Source organism: Gordonia sp. ALPHA1B1, from assembly GCF_005502615.1.
In the GTDB taxonomy this organism is placed as follows: Bacteria; Actinomycetota; Actinomycetes; order Mycobacteriales; family Mycobacteriaceae; genus Gordonia; species Gordonia hongkongensis.
The window spans coordinates 53,288-67,741 of record NZ_SCOC01000001.1 but is presented as its reverse complement, the minus strand read 5'-3'; the positions used below and the strand labels follow the sequence as shown (position 1 = coordinate 67,741).

Here is a 14,454-nt window from a genome sequence, read left to right as displayed (position 1 = left end):
GGGACTAGAACCGGCGGGCAGAGTTGTACGGTCCGGCCTCGTCGAGCGGCTCGACCTTGACCGGAACGCCGAAGGTCGAGGCGTGGATGACATAACCGTCACCGACGTACATACCGACGTGATGGGCATCGGGATAGTAGATGACCAGATCACCGGGCTTGAGATCGTTCTTCTCGACCGGCTGACCGCCGGCCATCTGCGCCTGACTCGATCGCGGGATGGTCTTGCCGGCCTGCCGGAACGCCCACACCATGAGTCCCGAGCAGTCGAACGAATTCGGTCCGGTGGCGCCCCACACGTAGGGGTCACCGATCCGGGTGAGCGCGGCGTGGGTGGCGATCAGCCCGGCGGCGGTGCCCTTGGGCACCAGTCGCGGATCGAAGTCGAAGGTCGGACCGCGCAGAGCCGCCAACTGCTTGCCGGTCATCGACTTGTAGATCGACCGGATCTGGATCGCCTGGAGCTGCAGGTCGGCTTGCTTCGTCTGGAGGTCACCACGGACCCGTTCGGCGCGGGAGACCGCCTCGGAGGCGGCCACCGCCGTGCGCTCGGCATCCTTCTTCGCGATGGCGGTCCTGGCCCGTACCTTCTTGATCGCGGTCAGGTCCACCGACGCCTGACGCGAGATCATGTCGAGACCCGACATCTGGTCCAGGAGCGCCTGCGGGGAGTCGCTGACCATCACGGCGTACAGCCCGCTGACCCGCGCGCCCTGATAGCTGGCGCGGACGATCGCGTCCACTCGGTTCTGGTGCACGGCGAGCTGGGCGCGGCTGGTGTCCAGCGTCTGCTGCGCCTCGGCCGCGGCTTTCTTGGCCGCCGCCACGATGCCGCGCTGCTTGTCGTACTCGATCTTGGCGTTGTGCATCGCCTCGGTGGTCTTCTCCGCGTCGATGCCCAGTTGCTTGTAGCGGTCGAGCAGCTGATCGGCCGAGCGTGCGGGCACCGCACGGGCGTCCCCGACGCCGCCGGCGACGGTCGGTGCCAGAACGGCGAACGCCGACAGGACACAGAGCGCCACCATCAGCGGACCCGAACGCATCCTCGGCCGCGTCGCGCGACCACGCCCCTCCCCGATCAGCACGGTCTACTCACTCCCTCGTGTGTGCTCGTCGATCCCTGAGCATCCCGGGCCCCTGCACCCGTACCCCGCGTCCCGTCGACCACCCTAGGCGGCCGACCGGCCCCCGGGACTGGTTCGGGCGGATCGCAATCCACGCGATCCGCCCGTCCAGAGACCTTCGTGCTCAGTCTGTTCGTGTTCAGTTGTCGTCAGTACCGACGGATGCCCGTCAGGGTCCACTCCTTGACGGCGTCGCGCTTGACCGGCGTGCCGTAGTTGGACGAGTGGACGAACTGACCGTTGCCGACGTAGATGCCGGCGTGGCCGCCACCGTTGAAGATCATGACGTCGCCGGGCTTGGCCTCGGAGTACGACACCGCGCGTCCGCCGCCGAGCTGGCCGTAGCTGTCGCGCGGGATGTTCTTGCCGGCCTGCTTGTAGGACCAGTAGACGAGGCCCGAGCAGTCGAATGCGTTGGGGCCGGCGGAGCCGTAGGAGTACGGCGCACCGATCTTGCTCTCGGCGGCCTTTACCGCCTTCTGACCGGCGGTCAGCTGCGGCTGGCCCAGGGGCGCGCCGCCACCCTGCGGACGGAACTGCTGCGGGATCTGCTCCGGCGCGATACCCGGCACGGTGAACTGCCCCAGGTTGGGGATCTCGACCGTGGCGGCGGGCGACTTCTTCACCGGCGTGGCCTCAGGCGCGGGCTTGGCCTCCGGGGCCTTCGCGCCGGGCAGGGCCGGGATCTCGAAAGTGCCCAGCGGGGTGTGGACCGGGGCGGCGAGAGCAGGGCCGGCGGCTGCGGCGAGCGAACCGAGTGTGATCGATCCAGCGATCACCGCCTTCTTGGCGACCGTGCTGCCACGATTGGGCTGTTCCAAACGATGTTTGGCCACGAAGCGAGTTCTCCTTCAGATCTTCCTCTACCGCCGACCGAGTTAGCTGTCGGGTTCGGGCCGGAAGAGTGGCCCTACACGTTTTCGCGCATGAGGTATCCACTGGACACTCATGCATGGCAACGCGATTCACCCCGATTCGGATCGGTTTCGACCGAGTCGCATCAGTGGTGATGCGCTCCGACGAGCCCGTCCGAAGGTTGTGGTTCCCCGGTTCGCCCGCGAGGGCGATTGAGCGGTGACTACTGCGGACCACTTCTGTTGAAGCGGGACGCTCCGCAAAGGTCTCAGAAAGGTTACGAAATCGGATGCGCTCTGTCCACTAAGCGACAGACAGCCAAACCTCGGCCGCTTCTCAGCCTGCCCTGAGGACGGTCACAGAAGCGCGTCGATCCGGCGCCTGAACTGCGGTTTTGGCTGATCTTGCAGATCGTGCAGCGCCGCTGGTCACCATTGCAGCAGCCTGCAGAACGTCGATGGCGAGGTCCAGTTCGGCATCCGCGTCCGAGGTGGCCGCCGTTACCGAAACTCCACCTTCGTGCGGCATATCGTCCCAGCTCGGGCCACCAAACAGCACTGTCATCATGCACCCGTCGCAAGCGACGGGACGAGCCGGGCAGCGCGCACAATCGACGTACATAATGTGATCTCCATCTCATCTGGCGAGGGTGGGCCGCGTCGGCCCCGTTACGGGTCGTTGTGACCGTGAGAAGACCGCATTTCTCACGTCCAGGTGGAGACTAGGGGCGCCCACCGACAAGTCCGTCGAACAGCGATCGACACAGCAGTCACACGGGTCACACGACACGATGTCGGAGCGTCGCGGTCGCGATGTCGGTGGATCGAACTAGTGTTCGCCGGGTGACGCAGACCAGCGTGGACGGCTCGCCCGCGGGGCAGCTCACCTTCGCCGACCTGGAGGCCGCCGACCAGGGGGCCACGGGTGAGACGTCGAACGAGTTCAGCGACCGGTCGCTCTTCGAGACGACCCTCGTCGTCGTCGACCTCGAGACCACCGGGTCCGACCCGGTCCGCGACCGGATCACCGAGATCGGCGCGGTCAAGATCCGCGGCGGCGAGGTGGTCGGCGAGTTCGCCACGCTGGTCGACCCCGGCCGGCCGATCCCCCCGCAGATCGTGACCCTCACCGGCATCACCACCGCGATGCTGACCGACGCCCCCCGGATCGAGTCGGTGCTGCCGTCGTTCTTCGAGTTCGCCCGCGGCTCGATCCTGGTGGCCCACAACGCTCGTTTCGACATGGGTTTCCTTCGGCAGAACGCGATCCGGCTCCACCTGCCGTGGACGTTCAGCCTCAGCCTGTGCACGGTGACCATGGCCCGGCGCATCCTCAGCCGTGACGAGGCGCCGACGGTCAAGCTCAGCGCGCTCGCCGACCTGTTCGACGTCTCCGTGCGGCCCACCCACCGGGCGCTCGACGATGCGCGCGCCACGGTGGAGGTCTTCCACCGGCTCCTCGAGCGCGTCGGCAATCAGGGCATCGCGACCGTCGGCGACCTGACGTCGTATCTCCCGAAGACCAACCCGCGCCTGCGCGCCAAACGCGCACTCGCCGACCATGTCCCGGCCCGGCCCGGGGTGTACCTGTTCCGCGGCCCGTCGAACGAGGTCCTCTACGTGGGCACCGCGGTGGACCTCCGCCGCCGGGTCCGGTCGTACTTCAGTGGCAACGACCCGCGCCGCCGCATCGCGGAGATGGTGCTCCTCGCCCAGCGGGTCGACGTCGTGGAGTGTTCCCACGCCCTGGAGGCCGCCGTCCGCGAACTCCGGCTCCTCGGCGCGCACGCACCGGCGTACAACCGACGATCGACCCAGCCGCACAAGGGTTGGTGGGTGACCCTGACCGAGGAACGCTTCCCCCGGCTCAAGGTCAGCCGAACACCCACCGACGAGTCGATCGGCCCGGTGGGCAACCGCAACAACGCGGCGACCGTCGCCGACGTGATCTCGGCGGCCGCCGGTCTGCGCACGTGCACGACACGGCTCGGCGCGACGGGCTACCACTGGTGTCCCGAGGCCGATGGGAGGCGGCGGCCGGGGTCCTGCCGGGCGGCCACGGCGCAGCCGCAGACGGTGCCGGACTACTCTCCCCGGGTCACCGCGGCCCGCCGGCTCATGCGGGGTGAGGCCGACGAACTCCTCGACGGCCTCACCGCGCGTCTCGCCGACCTCGCCAAGGCGCACATGTTCGAGACCGCGGCGCGGCATCGGGACCGTCTCGCGCTCACGATCGACGCCCTCGCCCGCTGCCAGCGACTGGCCGCGCTGTGCGCGATCGCCGAGATCGTGGTCGCCCGGCCCGACGGTGAACGCGGCTGGCAGTTCGCGGTCATCCGGTACGGACGGCTCGCCGCCGCCGGGCGCGCTCGACGCGGAGTCTCGCCCATGCCCGTCGTCGACGCGCTCGTCGCGGCCGCGGAGACCGTGTTACCGGGCCCCGGTCCGCTGCGGGGCGCGCCGGCCGAGGAGGTCGGCCTCGTGTACCGCTGGATGACCGAACCGGGCGCGCGCATCGTGTCGACGAGTGAGCCGGTCGCCCTGCCCGCCGGCTCCGCCGAACGCCGGCTCGGCTGGTCGCAGTCGGCGCACGACGCACGTGCGGCCAGACCCGTCGCCGACTCTCGCACACGGCAGGCGAGCTGAGGGCCACGCACCACTAGGCTGGCGACATGATCACCGCCATCGTGCTCATCCAGGCCGACATCCACCGGATCCCGGAGACCGCCCAGGCCGTCGCCGACATCCCCGGGGTCGAAGAGGTGTACTCCTGTGCGGGCGACGTCGATCTGATCGCGAAGATCCGGGTCCGTGACCACGAACAGATCGCGACGGTCGTCACCGGCCAGATCAACCGGCTACCCGGGGTTCTCAAGAGCGCGACACACATCGCGTTCCGCAGCTACTCCAGCTCCGACGTCGAGGGCGGTTTCTCCATCGGCGAGAACTGACCCGCCGAACACTGAGCCCCACAAGGATTTCGGGGCAGCGTGACCGTCAGGCGGGCGCGGCGAGCCGGCCGCTGAGCTCGGCCCACCGCTGCAGCAGGTCGGCGGCGGCACCGTTGTCGATCGCATCGGCCGCCCGCTCCTTCGCGGCGCCGAGGGCATCGGTCAGTTCCGCCGAGCTCATCGGGGCCTCCTGCTCGAACGCGACGATGGCGCCGGCCGAGTTCAGCAGCACCGCGTCCCGGACCGGGCCCGTGGTCCCGGCCAGCAACTCGCGGGCGATCGCGGCGTTGACCGTCGCGTCTCCCCCCTGCAGGGCGGAGAGTTCCACGCGCGCGATCCCCAGATCCGTCGGGTCGACGGTGAGTTCGTTCACCTGCCCGGCGACAACCTGCCACACCGTCGACGTGGTGGTGGTCGTCAGTTCGTCGAGACCGTCGTCGCCGCGGACCACCAGCGCGGAGCCGCCGCGCTCGGCGAAGGCCCGCGCCAGAACCGGCGCGAGGTCGGCGAAGGCGCAGCCGATCAGCCCCCGGCTGGGTGTCGCCGGGTTGGTCAGCGGCCCCAGCACGTTGAAGACCGTCGGGATGCCGATCTCCTTGCGCGGCGGACCGGTGAAGCGGAACGCCGGATGGAACACCGGCGCGAAGCAGAAGCCGATCCCGAGTTCCGACACGCACTGCGCGACCGCGGCGGCGTCGAGGGAGATGTCGACGCCGAGCGCCTCCAGCACGTCGGCACCGCCGCTCTTCGACGACGCCGCACGGTTGCCGTGCTTGACCACCGCGACGCCCGACGCAGCGATCACGATCGACGTCATCGTGGAGATGTTCACCGTGTGCGACCGGTCGCCGCCGGTCCCCACGACGTCGACGGCCGGGCGACCGACGTCCACGAGCGTCGCGTGGTCGAGCATCGCGCGGGACAACCCGAGGAGCTCCGCCGGTGCGGCACCTTTCATCTTCACGCCGACGCCGAACGCGGCGATCTGGGCTCCGGTCGCACTGTCGGTCATGATCTCGTTCATCGCCCACGCCGCCTCGTCGGCGTCGAGGTCGAGGCGATCGGTGACCTTGCCGAGGATCTGCGGCCAGCTGAAGTCAGACTGTGCGGTGCTCACGGGGAGTCAGCATATTCGTGTTCAGAGCGGCGGACGCTGGAGGACGGCCCACTCGCGTGCGAATCCGCCGTGCCGCGAACCGAGGCTCGCCATCCGGGACCGTTCCTGCGACAGATGCATCGCGTCGAGCATCTGGACCCGCGCCAGGACCAGGACCACGAGCCGGTCGTCGCGTGGCGCCGGCCTCGGCCCCCAGCGTTCGTCGTCGACGGACTCGTAGCCGTCGAGCGCCGCCACCGCGGCCGCATCGGCCCGCCGGGCGGGGGGCACCTCGACGACGTGCCGGAGAATCACCTCGTCCGCGGCTCGCCACGACGACGCGTCGAGCGCCACCGAACTCGCGATGGCGTCGTCGTCGGACCGCGCCACCACCTGCACCTGCTCGTGCAGCGTCAGCGGGCCGACACCGGCACGCGGGCGCAGCCGTGAGCGGAGCCGCGCCAGGCGACCCTGCTCGACGACTCGGCCGTTGAGATCACGGGGGCCGGGCGGCGCCGAACTGGACATGAACACACGGTAGCGAGCCGGGCGTCCGCCACGCCCTTCCCGGACACGCCGAGGATCACCCGATTCGCGCCCGGACCTGCGACGAGAGAAATAGTCGGAGGCAATTTCCGACCCGGGTGGCCACGGCTTACTACGAACCGTCATACTTCACTTGTGACAAGCGCTGTAGGTACCTCAGGAACAGCCATCACCTCGCGCGTGCACTCGCTGAACCGGCCCAACATGGTCAGCGTCGGCACGATCGTGTGGCTGTCCAGTGAGCTCATGTTCTTCGCTGGCCTCTTCGCGATGTATTTCGTCGCCCGTGCCAACTCCGCGGTCGGCTGGCCGCCGCCACCGACCGAGCTGAATCTCGCCCTCGCCATCCCGGTGACGACGATTCTCATCCTGTCGTCGGTGACGTGCCAGATGGGTGTCTTCGCCGCTGAGCGCGGTGACGTCTTCGGCCTCCGCCGCTGGTACGTCATCACCCTCATCATGGGAACGATCTTCGTGATCGGGCAGGCGTACGAGTACACCGTGCTGGTCGGCCACGGCACGACCCTCGCGTCGGATGCGTACGGCTCGGTCTTCTACATGACGACCGGGTTCCACGGCCTCCACGTGATCGGCGGTCTGATCGCGTTCGTGTATCTGCTCATACGGACCAAGCTGTCGAAGTTCACGCCGGCGCAGGCAACCGCGGCCATCGTCGTCTCCTACTACTGGCATTTCGTCGACATCGTGTGGATCGGGCTGTTCGTCACGATCTACTTCATCCGATGACGCCGGCCCGCTCCAGCACGACCGAGCGCAGCTCGATCTAACAACAGTCCGTCCCGCTTAGTAGAGAGTCACAGATGAGTTCATCTCCACCGCGTCCGTCGGATAGCGGCACCGAGGTCGGACCCGATGCCTCGGCCCGACGCTCCTCTGCACGCGACGCCGGCCGCCGCGCCAAGGCCCGACGCAAGCTCCGTCGGCGCGCAGGCGGCACCATCGTGCTGCTGGCCGGCCTCGTCATGGCGGGTGTGCTCGCCTCGGTGCTGACCCCCGAGCCGCAGGTCGCGGTCGCCGACGAGAGCAACGCCGCGATGATCGACGACGGTCGCAAGCTCTACGAGACCTCGTGCATCACCTGCCACGGCGCGAACCTCCAGGGCGTGCCCGAGCGCGGTCCCGCACTTCTCGGTGTCGGCGACGCCGCCGTGTACTTCCAGGTGTCGACCGGACGTATGCCGGCGGCGCGTGGTGAGGCGCAGGCCCAGCGCAAGCCGGCCAAGTTCACCACCGAGCAGATCGACCAGCTCGGCGCCTACATCCAGGCCGAGGGTGGCGGACCGCAGGTGCCGCGCAATGCCGACGGCACCGTCGCGATGGAGTCACTGCGCGGCGACAGCATCGGACGCGGCAGTGAGCTGTTCCGATTGAACTGCGCGTCGTGCCACAACTTCACCGGTCGCGGTGGCGCACTGTCCTCGGGCAAGTTCGCGCCGAACCTCGACGGGGTGAACGAGGCGCAGATCTACACCGCTATGCTGACCGGTCCGCAGAACATGCCCAAGTTCTCGAACCGTCAGCTCGATCCGGAAGAGAAGCGGGACGTGATCGCCTACGTCAAGTACGTGAGCGAGGCCAAGCCCAGTGGTGGTCTGGGCCTCGGTGGTTTCGGCCCGGTCAGTGAAGGCATGGTCATGTGGTTCGTCGGCGTCATCGCCATCGTCGCCGGCGCCATGTGGATGGGATCTCGAGCATGAGCGCGAACGACAAAGACGTCCCGTCGCGGGACGAACTCGAACAGATGAGCACCGATGAGCTCGTCAAACTCGGCACCAATCTCGACGGCGTCGAGATCATCCACCGGTCCGAGCGTTACTCGGTGCCGGGCACCAAGGTCGAGAAGCGGGCCGAGCGTCAGGTGGCCATCTGGTTCACCGTGGCCGGCGTGTCCGCCCTCGCGTGCCTCGGGATCTTCCTGTTCAACCACTGGGAATTCGCCCTCCCGGACGATCCGAACTACTGGTGGTACACGTTCAACACGCCACTCCTCGGCGTGACGTTCGGTCTGTCGGTGTTCGCCATCGGCGTTGCGCTGATCCTCATCACCAAGAAGTTCATCCCGGCCGAGATCTCGGTTCAGGATCGTCACGACGGTGGATCGACCGAGGTCGACAAGAAGACGATCGTCGGTCTGCTCCAGGACACCGGCGCCACGTCCACCCTGGGTCGTCGCAAGATGATCATCGGCTCCGCCGGTTTCGGTCTCGGCGCCTTCGCGGTCACCGGACTCGTGGCCTTCCTCGGTGGCTTCATCAAGAACCCGTGGGCCGAGGGCCCCGACTCGCCACTGTGGCATTCGGGATGGTCGCCGATCTACAACCCGCCGGAAGCGCCCAACGAGACCATCTACCTGCGGCGTGACACCGGCAACCCGTTCCAGGTCGCCCTGGTCCGGCCGGAAGATCTCGACGCCGGCGGTATGGAAACCGTGTTCCCGTGGCGTCGTTCGGACGGGTTCGGCGAGTCCGAGCACTCCCGCCATCTGCTGGAGGAGGGCCTGCACCAGGTCCGCAACCCCGTCATGCTCATCCGTCTGCGTCCCGAGGATGCGGCCCGTGCGGTCAAGCGCAAGGGTCAGGAGAGCTTCAACTACGGTGACTACTTCGCCTACACCAAGGTCTGCAGCCACCTCGGCTGCCCCGCCTCGCTCTACGAGCAGCGGAGCAACCGCATCCTGTGTCCCTGCCATCAGTCGCAGTTCGATGCGCTCGAGTACGCCAAGCCCATCTTCGGACCGGCCGCACGTGCGCTGGCACAGCTGCCGATCACGGTGAACAACGAGGGCTACCTCGTTGCCGCAGGCGACTTCATCGAGCCCGTCGGTCCGGCATTCTGGGAGCGTAAGTCATGAGCATCGCCGAACGCCTCGGCACTCAAGCCGAAGAAGTGGACTCGCGGTATCACCTCGCCGCGGGCATGCGTCGCCAGATCAACAAGGTCTTCCCCACCCACTGGTCCTTCATGCTGGGCGAGATCGCGCTGTACAGCTTCATCATCCTGCTGGTGTCGGGCGTCTACCTGTCGCTGTTCTTCGATCCGTCGATGACGCGCGTGGTGTACGACGGCGCCTACCAGCCGCTGAACGGCGTGATGATGACCAAGGCGTACGAGACGACGCTGAATATCTCGTTCGAGGTGCGCGGCGGTCTCTTCGTCCGTCAGATCCACCACTGGGCGGCACTGCTGTTCGCCGCGTCGATCATCATCCACATGATGCGCATCTTCTTCACCGGTGCGTTCCGACGCCCGCGTGAGGCCAACTGGATCATCGGTTGTCTCCTGCTGATCCTGGCGATGTTCGAGGGCTTCTTCGGTTACTCGCTCCCCGACGACCTCCTGTCGGGCACCGGCGTCCGCGCCGCCATGAGTGGCATCGTCCTCGGTATCCCGGTCGTCGGCACCTGGATCCACTGGGCACTGTTCGGCGGCGACTTCCCCGGCGTCATCATCATCCCGCGCCTCTACGTGCTGCACATCCTGCTCTTCCCGGGCATCATCCTGGCTCTGATCGGCGCACACCTCGCGCTGGTCTGGTACCAGAAGCACACGCAGTTCCCCGGCCCCGGCCGCACCGAGAAGAACGTCGTCGGCGTCCGCATCATGCCGGTCTTCGCCGCCAAAGCCGGCGCGATGTTCGCCTTCGTCACCGGCGTCCTGGCGATCATGTCGGGCGTCTTCCAGATCAACCCGGTCTGGAACATCGGTCCGTACAACCCGGCACAGGTGTCGGCCGGGTCTCAGCCCGACATCTACATGATGTGGACCGACGGTCTGATACGTCTGTTCCCGGCGTGGGAGCTCTACCTGGGCAACTACACGGTGCCGATGTCGAACTGGGTCGTGCTGATCATGACCATCATCTTCGGCCTGATGTTCGCCTACCCGTGGATCGAGAAGAAGCTCACCGGCGACGATGCACACCACAACCTGCTGCAGCGTCCCCGCGACACCCCGGTGCGCACGGCGATCGGCTCGATGGCGGTCTCGTTCTACATCCTGCTCACGATCGCATGTATGAACGACATCATCGCGTTCAAGTTCCACATCTCGCTGAACGCGACGACCTGGATCGGGCGTATCGGTCTGATCGTCCTGCCGCCGCTGGTGTACTTCATCGCCTACCGCTGGGCGCTCTCGTTGCAGCGCAGTGACCGCGAGGTACTGGCACACGGCATCGAGACCGGCATCATCAAGCGGCTGCCGCAGGGTGAGTACATCGAGATCCACCAGCCGCTCGGCCCGGTCGACAGCCATGGTCACCCGATCCCGCTCCCCTACGAGGGTGCGGCACTGCCCAAGCGGATGAACAAGCTCGGCTCCGCCGGTGCCCCGGGTACGGGTTCGATCCTCACGGCGGATCCGCCGGAGGAGCAGCTGCGCAACGTCGAACTCGAGCACGAGATCGAGGCCGGCGAGCGGAAGGCCCTCCGCGAGCTGCAGGCCAAGGGCGGCAACCCCTTCGGCGAGTAGTCACACGAGGTCGCACGACCCACCGCGGGCCGTCGAGCACCATCTGGTGCGCGACGGCCCGCGGTTCGTTGTGCATAGTGGCTCACGTCGCCGACCGACACCACTCCCCTCCCCCGGGGTGGCTGCCGGCGCGGGTCCGATGTGGCACGGTGTACCCCATGCACCGGTCACCTCCCCGAAGTTCCGGTCTGTCCCAGATCACCCGCGGGATGGGCACTCTCGATGCCGAGATCTACGATTCGATCGCCCGGTCCCCGAGCCCGCTCCTCGACGTGACGATGCCGATACTCACCCGGGCCGCCGACCATTCGAAGCTGTGGATGGCGATCGCCGCCGGGCTCGCCGTGTCCGGCCGTCCCTCGCTGCAGCGCGGTGCCGCACGCGGACTGGTCTCGCTCGCCGTGACGAGTCTGGTCACCAACCAGGGGGCGAAGCGGATCCGCAACCGCTCGCGGCCCTCCCACGGACTGATCCCGTTGTCCCGGCGGGGTCGTCGACGCCCGACGTCGAACTCGCTGCCGTCCGGACACTCGGCCAGTGCTGCCGCCTTCGCCGTCGGTGTGGCCGTCGAGAATCCGCCCGCGGGTCTGTTGTTGTCGGCACTGGCCGGGCTCGTCGGGCTGTCCCGGGTGGCGACCGGGGCACACTACCCCGGCGACGTGGTCGCGGGGCTCGGCATCGGCGCCGTCATCGCCACCATCGGTGCCCGTGTCGTGCCGCCCATCACCGAACCGTCGCTGTCCCTGGCCGCCCCGTCGGTCGTCGACGTGGGACCCAACCCCGACGGGGCAGGTCTGGTCGTCGTCGTCAACCCGGGCTCCGCGGACGGCCGTGGGCGCCGGGTCCTCGAGGAGATCCGTGGTCGGCTACCCGCCGCCGAGATCATCGAACTCGACGAGACCGACGACATGGCAGCCGTTTTCGCCGACGTGGCGGCCCGAGCGGAGATCCTCGGGGTGGCCGGTGGCGACGGCACCGTGGCATGTGCCGCCGCTCCTGCGCTGGCCGCCGACATTCCCGTCGCGGTCTTCCCGGCCGGCACGTTCAACCACTTCGCGCGTGACATCGGTTGCGGCACGGTGGACATTACGATCGACGCGATCCGTTCGGGTTCGGCGTCCCGTGTCGACGCGATGTGGCTCAACGACTCCCGCCTGATCCTCAACACCGCGAGCATCGGCGCGCACCCCGACTTCGTCCGGGTCCGCCGACGCCTGCAGCGGCGGATCAGCCGGCCGCTCGCGACCGCGGCGGCCGTATTGCACGTCCTCCGCAAAGATCCGCACGTCCGAATCGAGGTCGAGGGCCGTGTACTCGACGCGTCCCTGTTCCTCGTCGGCAACTCGATCTACCAGCCCACCGGATTCCTGCCGTCGCGACGCGTCCGGCTCGACGACGGCCTTCTCGACGTACGGATCCTCGAGACGAGCCATCGCTGGGCGACCCTGCGCCTCCTGGGTTCACTGGCGCTCGGTCGTCTCGAACGCTCTCACCTGTACCACGAGATGCAGGTCCCCGAGTTCCGCTTCACCGCGGTCGACGGCCCCGTCGCGGTGTCACACGACGGCGAGGTCGAGGAGTCGTTCTCGCAGGCCGACTTCCGCGTGGACTACCGCGTCCTGAAGGTCTTCCGGCCGGTCGGCCGGGAGCGTCCCTGACCGCTCACCGAGGGTCGCTCGGCGACGACACGAGAGCGCCCCACCGGAGATCCGGTGGGGCGCTCTCGTGGTGCGTGCGCGGCGCCGTGCGGCGTCGGCGTCAGTGCCTGTCGCTCAGTGCTTCTCGGGGCCGACGTGGTACTCGAAGACCAGTCCCGCCGCGGTGCCCATGATGACGACGGCCGCGAAGATCGCCAGCCAGAAGTTGCCGGTCGCGAAACCGACCGCGAACGTCGAGGCGCCGAGCGCGATCAGGATGGGCCACCAGGAGTGCGGGCTGAAGAAGCCCAGCTCCCCGGCGCCGTCCTCGACCTCGGCGTCCTCGTAGTCCTCGGGACGGATCTCGACGCGCCGGGCGACGAACCGGAAGAACGTGCCCGCGATGAGCGTCAGGCCGGCCGCGAAGAACAGGCCGACGACGCCGACCCACTCGATGCCCTTGCTGGTGAACGCGGTGAAGAGGGTGTATGCGACGCCCGTCAGAAAGAAGAAGGCGGTCAGCATCTCGAAGAGGCGTGCCTCGATCTTCATCGTCAGCTCACTTCCTTGGTGCAGTTGGCGAGGGTCGGGTTGTCGGGATCACCGGTGGCACCGACGGAGCCGTCGGTCGCGCGGCGGGTGTCGAACGGCACCGTGGTCACCGCTTCGGGTGCCTGGCAGATCGACGCGAGCGCTTCCGCATTGGTGGCGCTGGGGTTCGCCTCGCGGAACCGGATGTAGCTGTCGAAGTCCTCCGGCGAGACGGCGCGGACCTCGAAGTTCATCATCGAGTGGTACGTACCGCACATCTCGGCACAGCGGCCGACGAAGGCGCCGGTCCGGTCGATCGACTTGATCTGGAAGATCGGGTCGGTCGCGTTCTGCTCGGGGAACGGGAAGACGTCGCGCTTGTAGAGGAACTCCGGCACCCAGAACGAGTGGATGACGTCGGCCGAGGCGATGTTGAACTCGATGCGCTTGCCGGTCGGCAGCACCAGGACCGGGATCTCCGACGACGAGCCGACCGTCTCGATCCGGTCGAACTTCAGGTAGTCGCGGATGTCGTCGTCACGACCGCCGGCCGGACCGGGCAGCTCACCGTGCTCGCCGCCCTCGTCGCTGCCGGCGTGCTCGGTCTCGGCGCCGCTGCCGGTCTGGGCCTGGACCTCGAACGGGTTTCCGTTCTGCTCGAAGCCGTTGTAGGTGGTGCCGTCGGAGAACTCGACCTGGTTGTAGCCGAACTTCCAGTTCCACTGGAACGCGGTGACGTCGACGACGACCTTGGAGTCGTTGTTCTTGCCCTCGACGTTGTTCTGCACGATGACCGTGAAGTAGAAGAGCACGGCGATGATGACGAACGGGATCGCCGTGTAGGTGAGCTCCAGCGGCACGTTGTATGCCGTCTGGCGCGGGAACACGCCCTTCTTGGCGTCGTTCGCGCGGTGGAACGTGATCGTCCAGAAGATCAGCGCCCAGACCAGGACACCCATGACCAGCGCCGCGATGACCGACCAGGTCCACAGATCGACCATCTCTTTGCCGTCGGGCGTGACGCCCTCGGGCCAACCGAAACGCATCGCCTCACTGGCGCTGCAACCCGACATCAGCAGTGCGCCGAGGCCGAGAGCGGCGACGAATCCGAGTCGCTTCATCGTCCGCGACGCTGATGAGACACGCCTCGCTCGGGGCCGTCCACCGTGTGCCAATTTCACGCCTTCCTGCTCGCTCACCGGCGCCCTCGCGCCGAGGTGAGTGC

General features: G+C 67.7%; 14 protein-coding genes and 1 riboswitch. Of the genes, 7 read left to right on the top strand and 7 right to left on the bottom strand.

Translation table 11 applies throughout. The annotated features are described in order from the left end of the window. Positions 1-4: 4 nt before the first annotated feature. From FFS52_RS00310 to FFS52_RS00300, 3 genes are all read right to left on the bottom strand, one after another. A complete protein-coding gene (locus FFS52_RS00310; RefSeq protein ID WP_068972099.1) occupies positions 5-1,042 on the bottom strand; it encodes an NlpC/P60 family protein in 1,038 nt (345 codons plus the stop codon). A gap of 230 nt (positions 1,043-1,272) precedes the next feature. After that, positions 1,273-1,959, bottom strand: a complete 687-nt coding sequence (locus tag FFS52_RS00305; RefSeq protein ID WP_068972088.1) for a C40 family peptidase — start codon at positions 1,957-1,959, stop codon at positions 1,273-1,275. A 16-nt stretch (positions 1,960-1,975) separates the two neighbouring features. Beyond that, positions 1,976-2,207, bottom strand: a riboswitch (cyclic di-AMP (ydaO/yuaA leader). A 107-nt stretch (positions 2,208-2,314) separates the two neighbouring features. Continuing rightward, complete coding sequence (locus tag FFS52_RS00300; RefSeq protein ID WP_231742564.1) at positions 2,315-2,545, bottom strand: hypothetical protein; 231 nt, start codon at positions 2,543-2,545, stop codon at positions 2,315-2,317. A 275-nt stretch (positions 2,546-2,820) separates the two neighbouring features. Here FFS52_RS00300 and FFS52_RS00295 point away from each other — a divergent pair, with 275 nt between their 5' ends. Continuing rightward, entirely contained in the window at positions 2,821-4,623 is a 1,803-nt protein-coding gene (locus FFS52_RS00295; protein ID WP_068972089.1) for a DEDD exonuclease domain-containing protein, read from the top strand. A 26-nt stretch (positions 4,624-4,649) separates the two neighbouring features. Beyond that, positions 4,650-4,928 carry an Lrp/AsnC ligand binding domain-containing protein gene (locus tag FFS52_RS00290; RefSeq protein ID WP_058253073.1) on the top strand — a complete coding sequence of 93 codons (279 nt, stop codon included), beginning with the start codon at positions 4,650-4,652 and terminating at the stop codon, positions 4,926-4,928. Positions 4,929-4,974: 46 nt separating this feature from the next. Here the strand turns inward: FFS52_RS00290 and trpD are convergent, their stop codons facing one another. Continuing rightward, positions 4,975-6,045: an anthranilate phosphoribosyltransferase gene (gene trpD, locus FFS52_RS00285; RefSeq protein ID WP_065630045.1), complete on the bottom strand. Its 1,071-nt coding sequence runs from the start codon at positions 6,043-6,045 to the stop codon at positions 4,975-4,977. A 21-nt stretch (positions 6,046-6,066) separates the two neighbouring features. Further along, positions 6,067-6,552, bottom strand: coding sequence for a hypothetical protein (locus FFS52_RS00280; protein WP_137808473.1), 486 nt, complete (start codon positions 6,550-6,552; stop codon positions 6,067-6,069). Positions 6,553-6,705: 153 nt separating this feature from the next. Between FFS52_RS00280 and FFS52_RS00275 the strand changes: the two genes are divergently transcribed. The 5 genes from FFS52_RS00275 (at position 6,706) to FFS52_RS00255 (ending at position 12,719) form a co-directional block, all read left to right on the top strand. Next, positions 6,706-7,317, top strand: a complete 612-nt coding sequence (locus FFS52_RS00275; protein ID WP_065630046.1) for a heme-copper oxidase subunit III — start codon at positions 6,706-6,708, stop codon at positions 7,315-7,317. A gap of 74 nt (positions 7,318-7,391) precedes the next feature. Next, positions 7,392-8,288 carry a cytochrome c gene (locus tag FFS52_RS00270; protein ID WP_058253076.1) on the top strand — a complete coding sequence of 299 codons (897 nt, stop codon included), beginning with the start codon at positions 7,392-7,394 and terminating at the stop codon, positions 8,286-8,288. Beyond that, positions 8,285-9,442, top strand: a complete 1,158-nt coding sequence (locus tag FFS52_RS00265; RefSeq protein WP_058253077.1) for a ubiquinol-cytochrome c reductase iron-sulfur subunit — start codon at positions 8,285-8,287, stop codon at positions 9,440-9,442. Before FFS52_RS00270 ends, FFS52_RS00265 begins: the two co-directional genes overlap by 4 nt. Then, entirely contained in the window at positions 9,439-11,061 is a 1,623-nt protein-coding gene (locus FFS52_RS00260; protein WP_065630049.1) for a cytochrome bc complex cytochrome b subunit, read from the top strand. Before FFS52_RS00265 ends, FFS52_RS00260 begins: the two co-directional genes overlap by 4 nt. A 209-nt stretch (positions 11,062-11,270) precedes the next feature. Continuing rightward, positions 11,271-12,719 carry a bifunctional phosphatase PAP2/diacylglycerol kinase family protein gene (locus tag FFS52_RS00255; RefSeq protein ID WP_137808472.1) on the top strand — a complete coding sequence of 483 codons (1,449 nt, stop codon included), beginning with the start codon at positions 11,271-11,273 and terminating at the stop codon, positions 12,717-12,719. Positions 12,720-12,833: 114 nt separating this feature from the next. Here FFS52_RS00255 and FFS52_RS00250 read toward each other — a convergent pair whose 3' ends face one another. Continuing rightward, the gene (locus FFS52_RS00250) at positions 12,834-13,250 is read right to left on the bottom strand and encodes a cytochrome c oxidase subunit 4 (protein ID WP_058253080.1); all 417 of its coding nucleotides are present in this window, start codon (positions 13,248-13,250) and stop codon (positions 12,834-12,836) included. Between the two features lie 2 nt (positions 13,251-13,252). Next, on the bottom strand, positions 13,253-14,350 hold the full coding sequence (locus FFS52_RS00245; RefSeq protein WP_078112804.1) for a cytochrome c oxidase subunit II: 1,098 nt from the start codon (positions 14,348-14,350) through the stop codon (positions 13,253-13,255). Between the last annotated feature and the right edge of the window lie 104 nt (positions 14,351-14,454).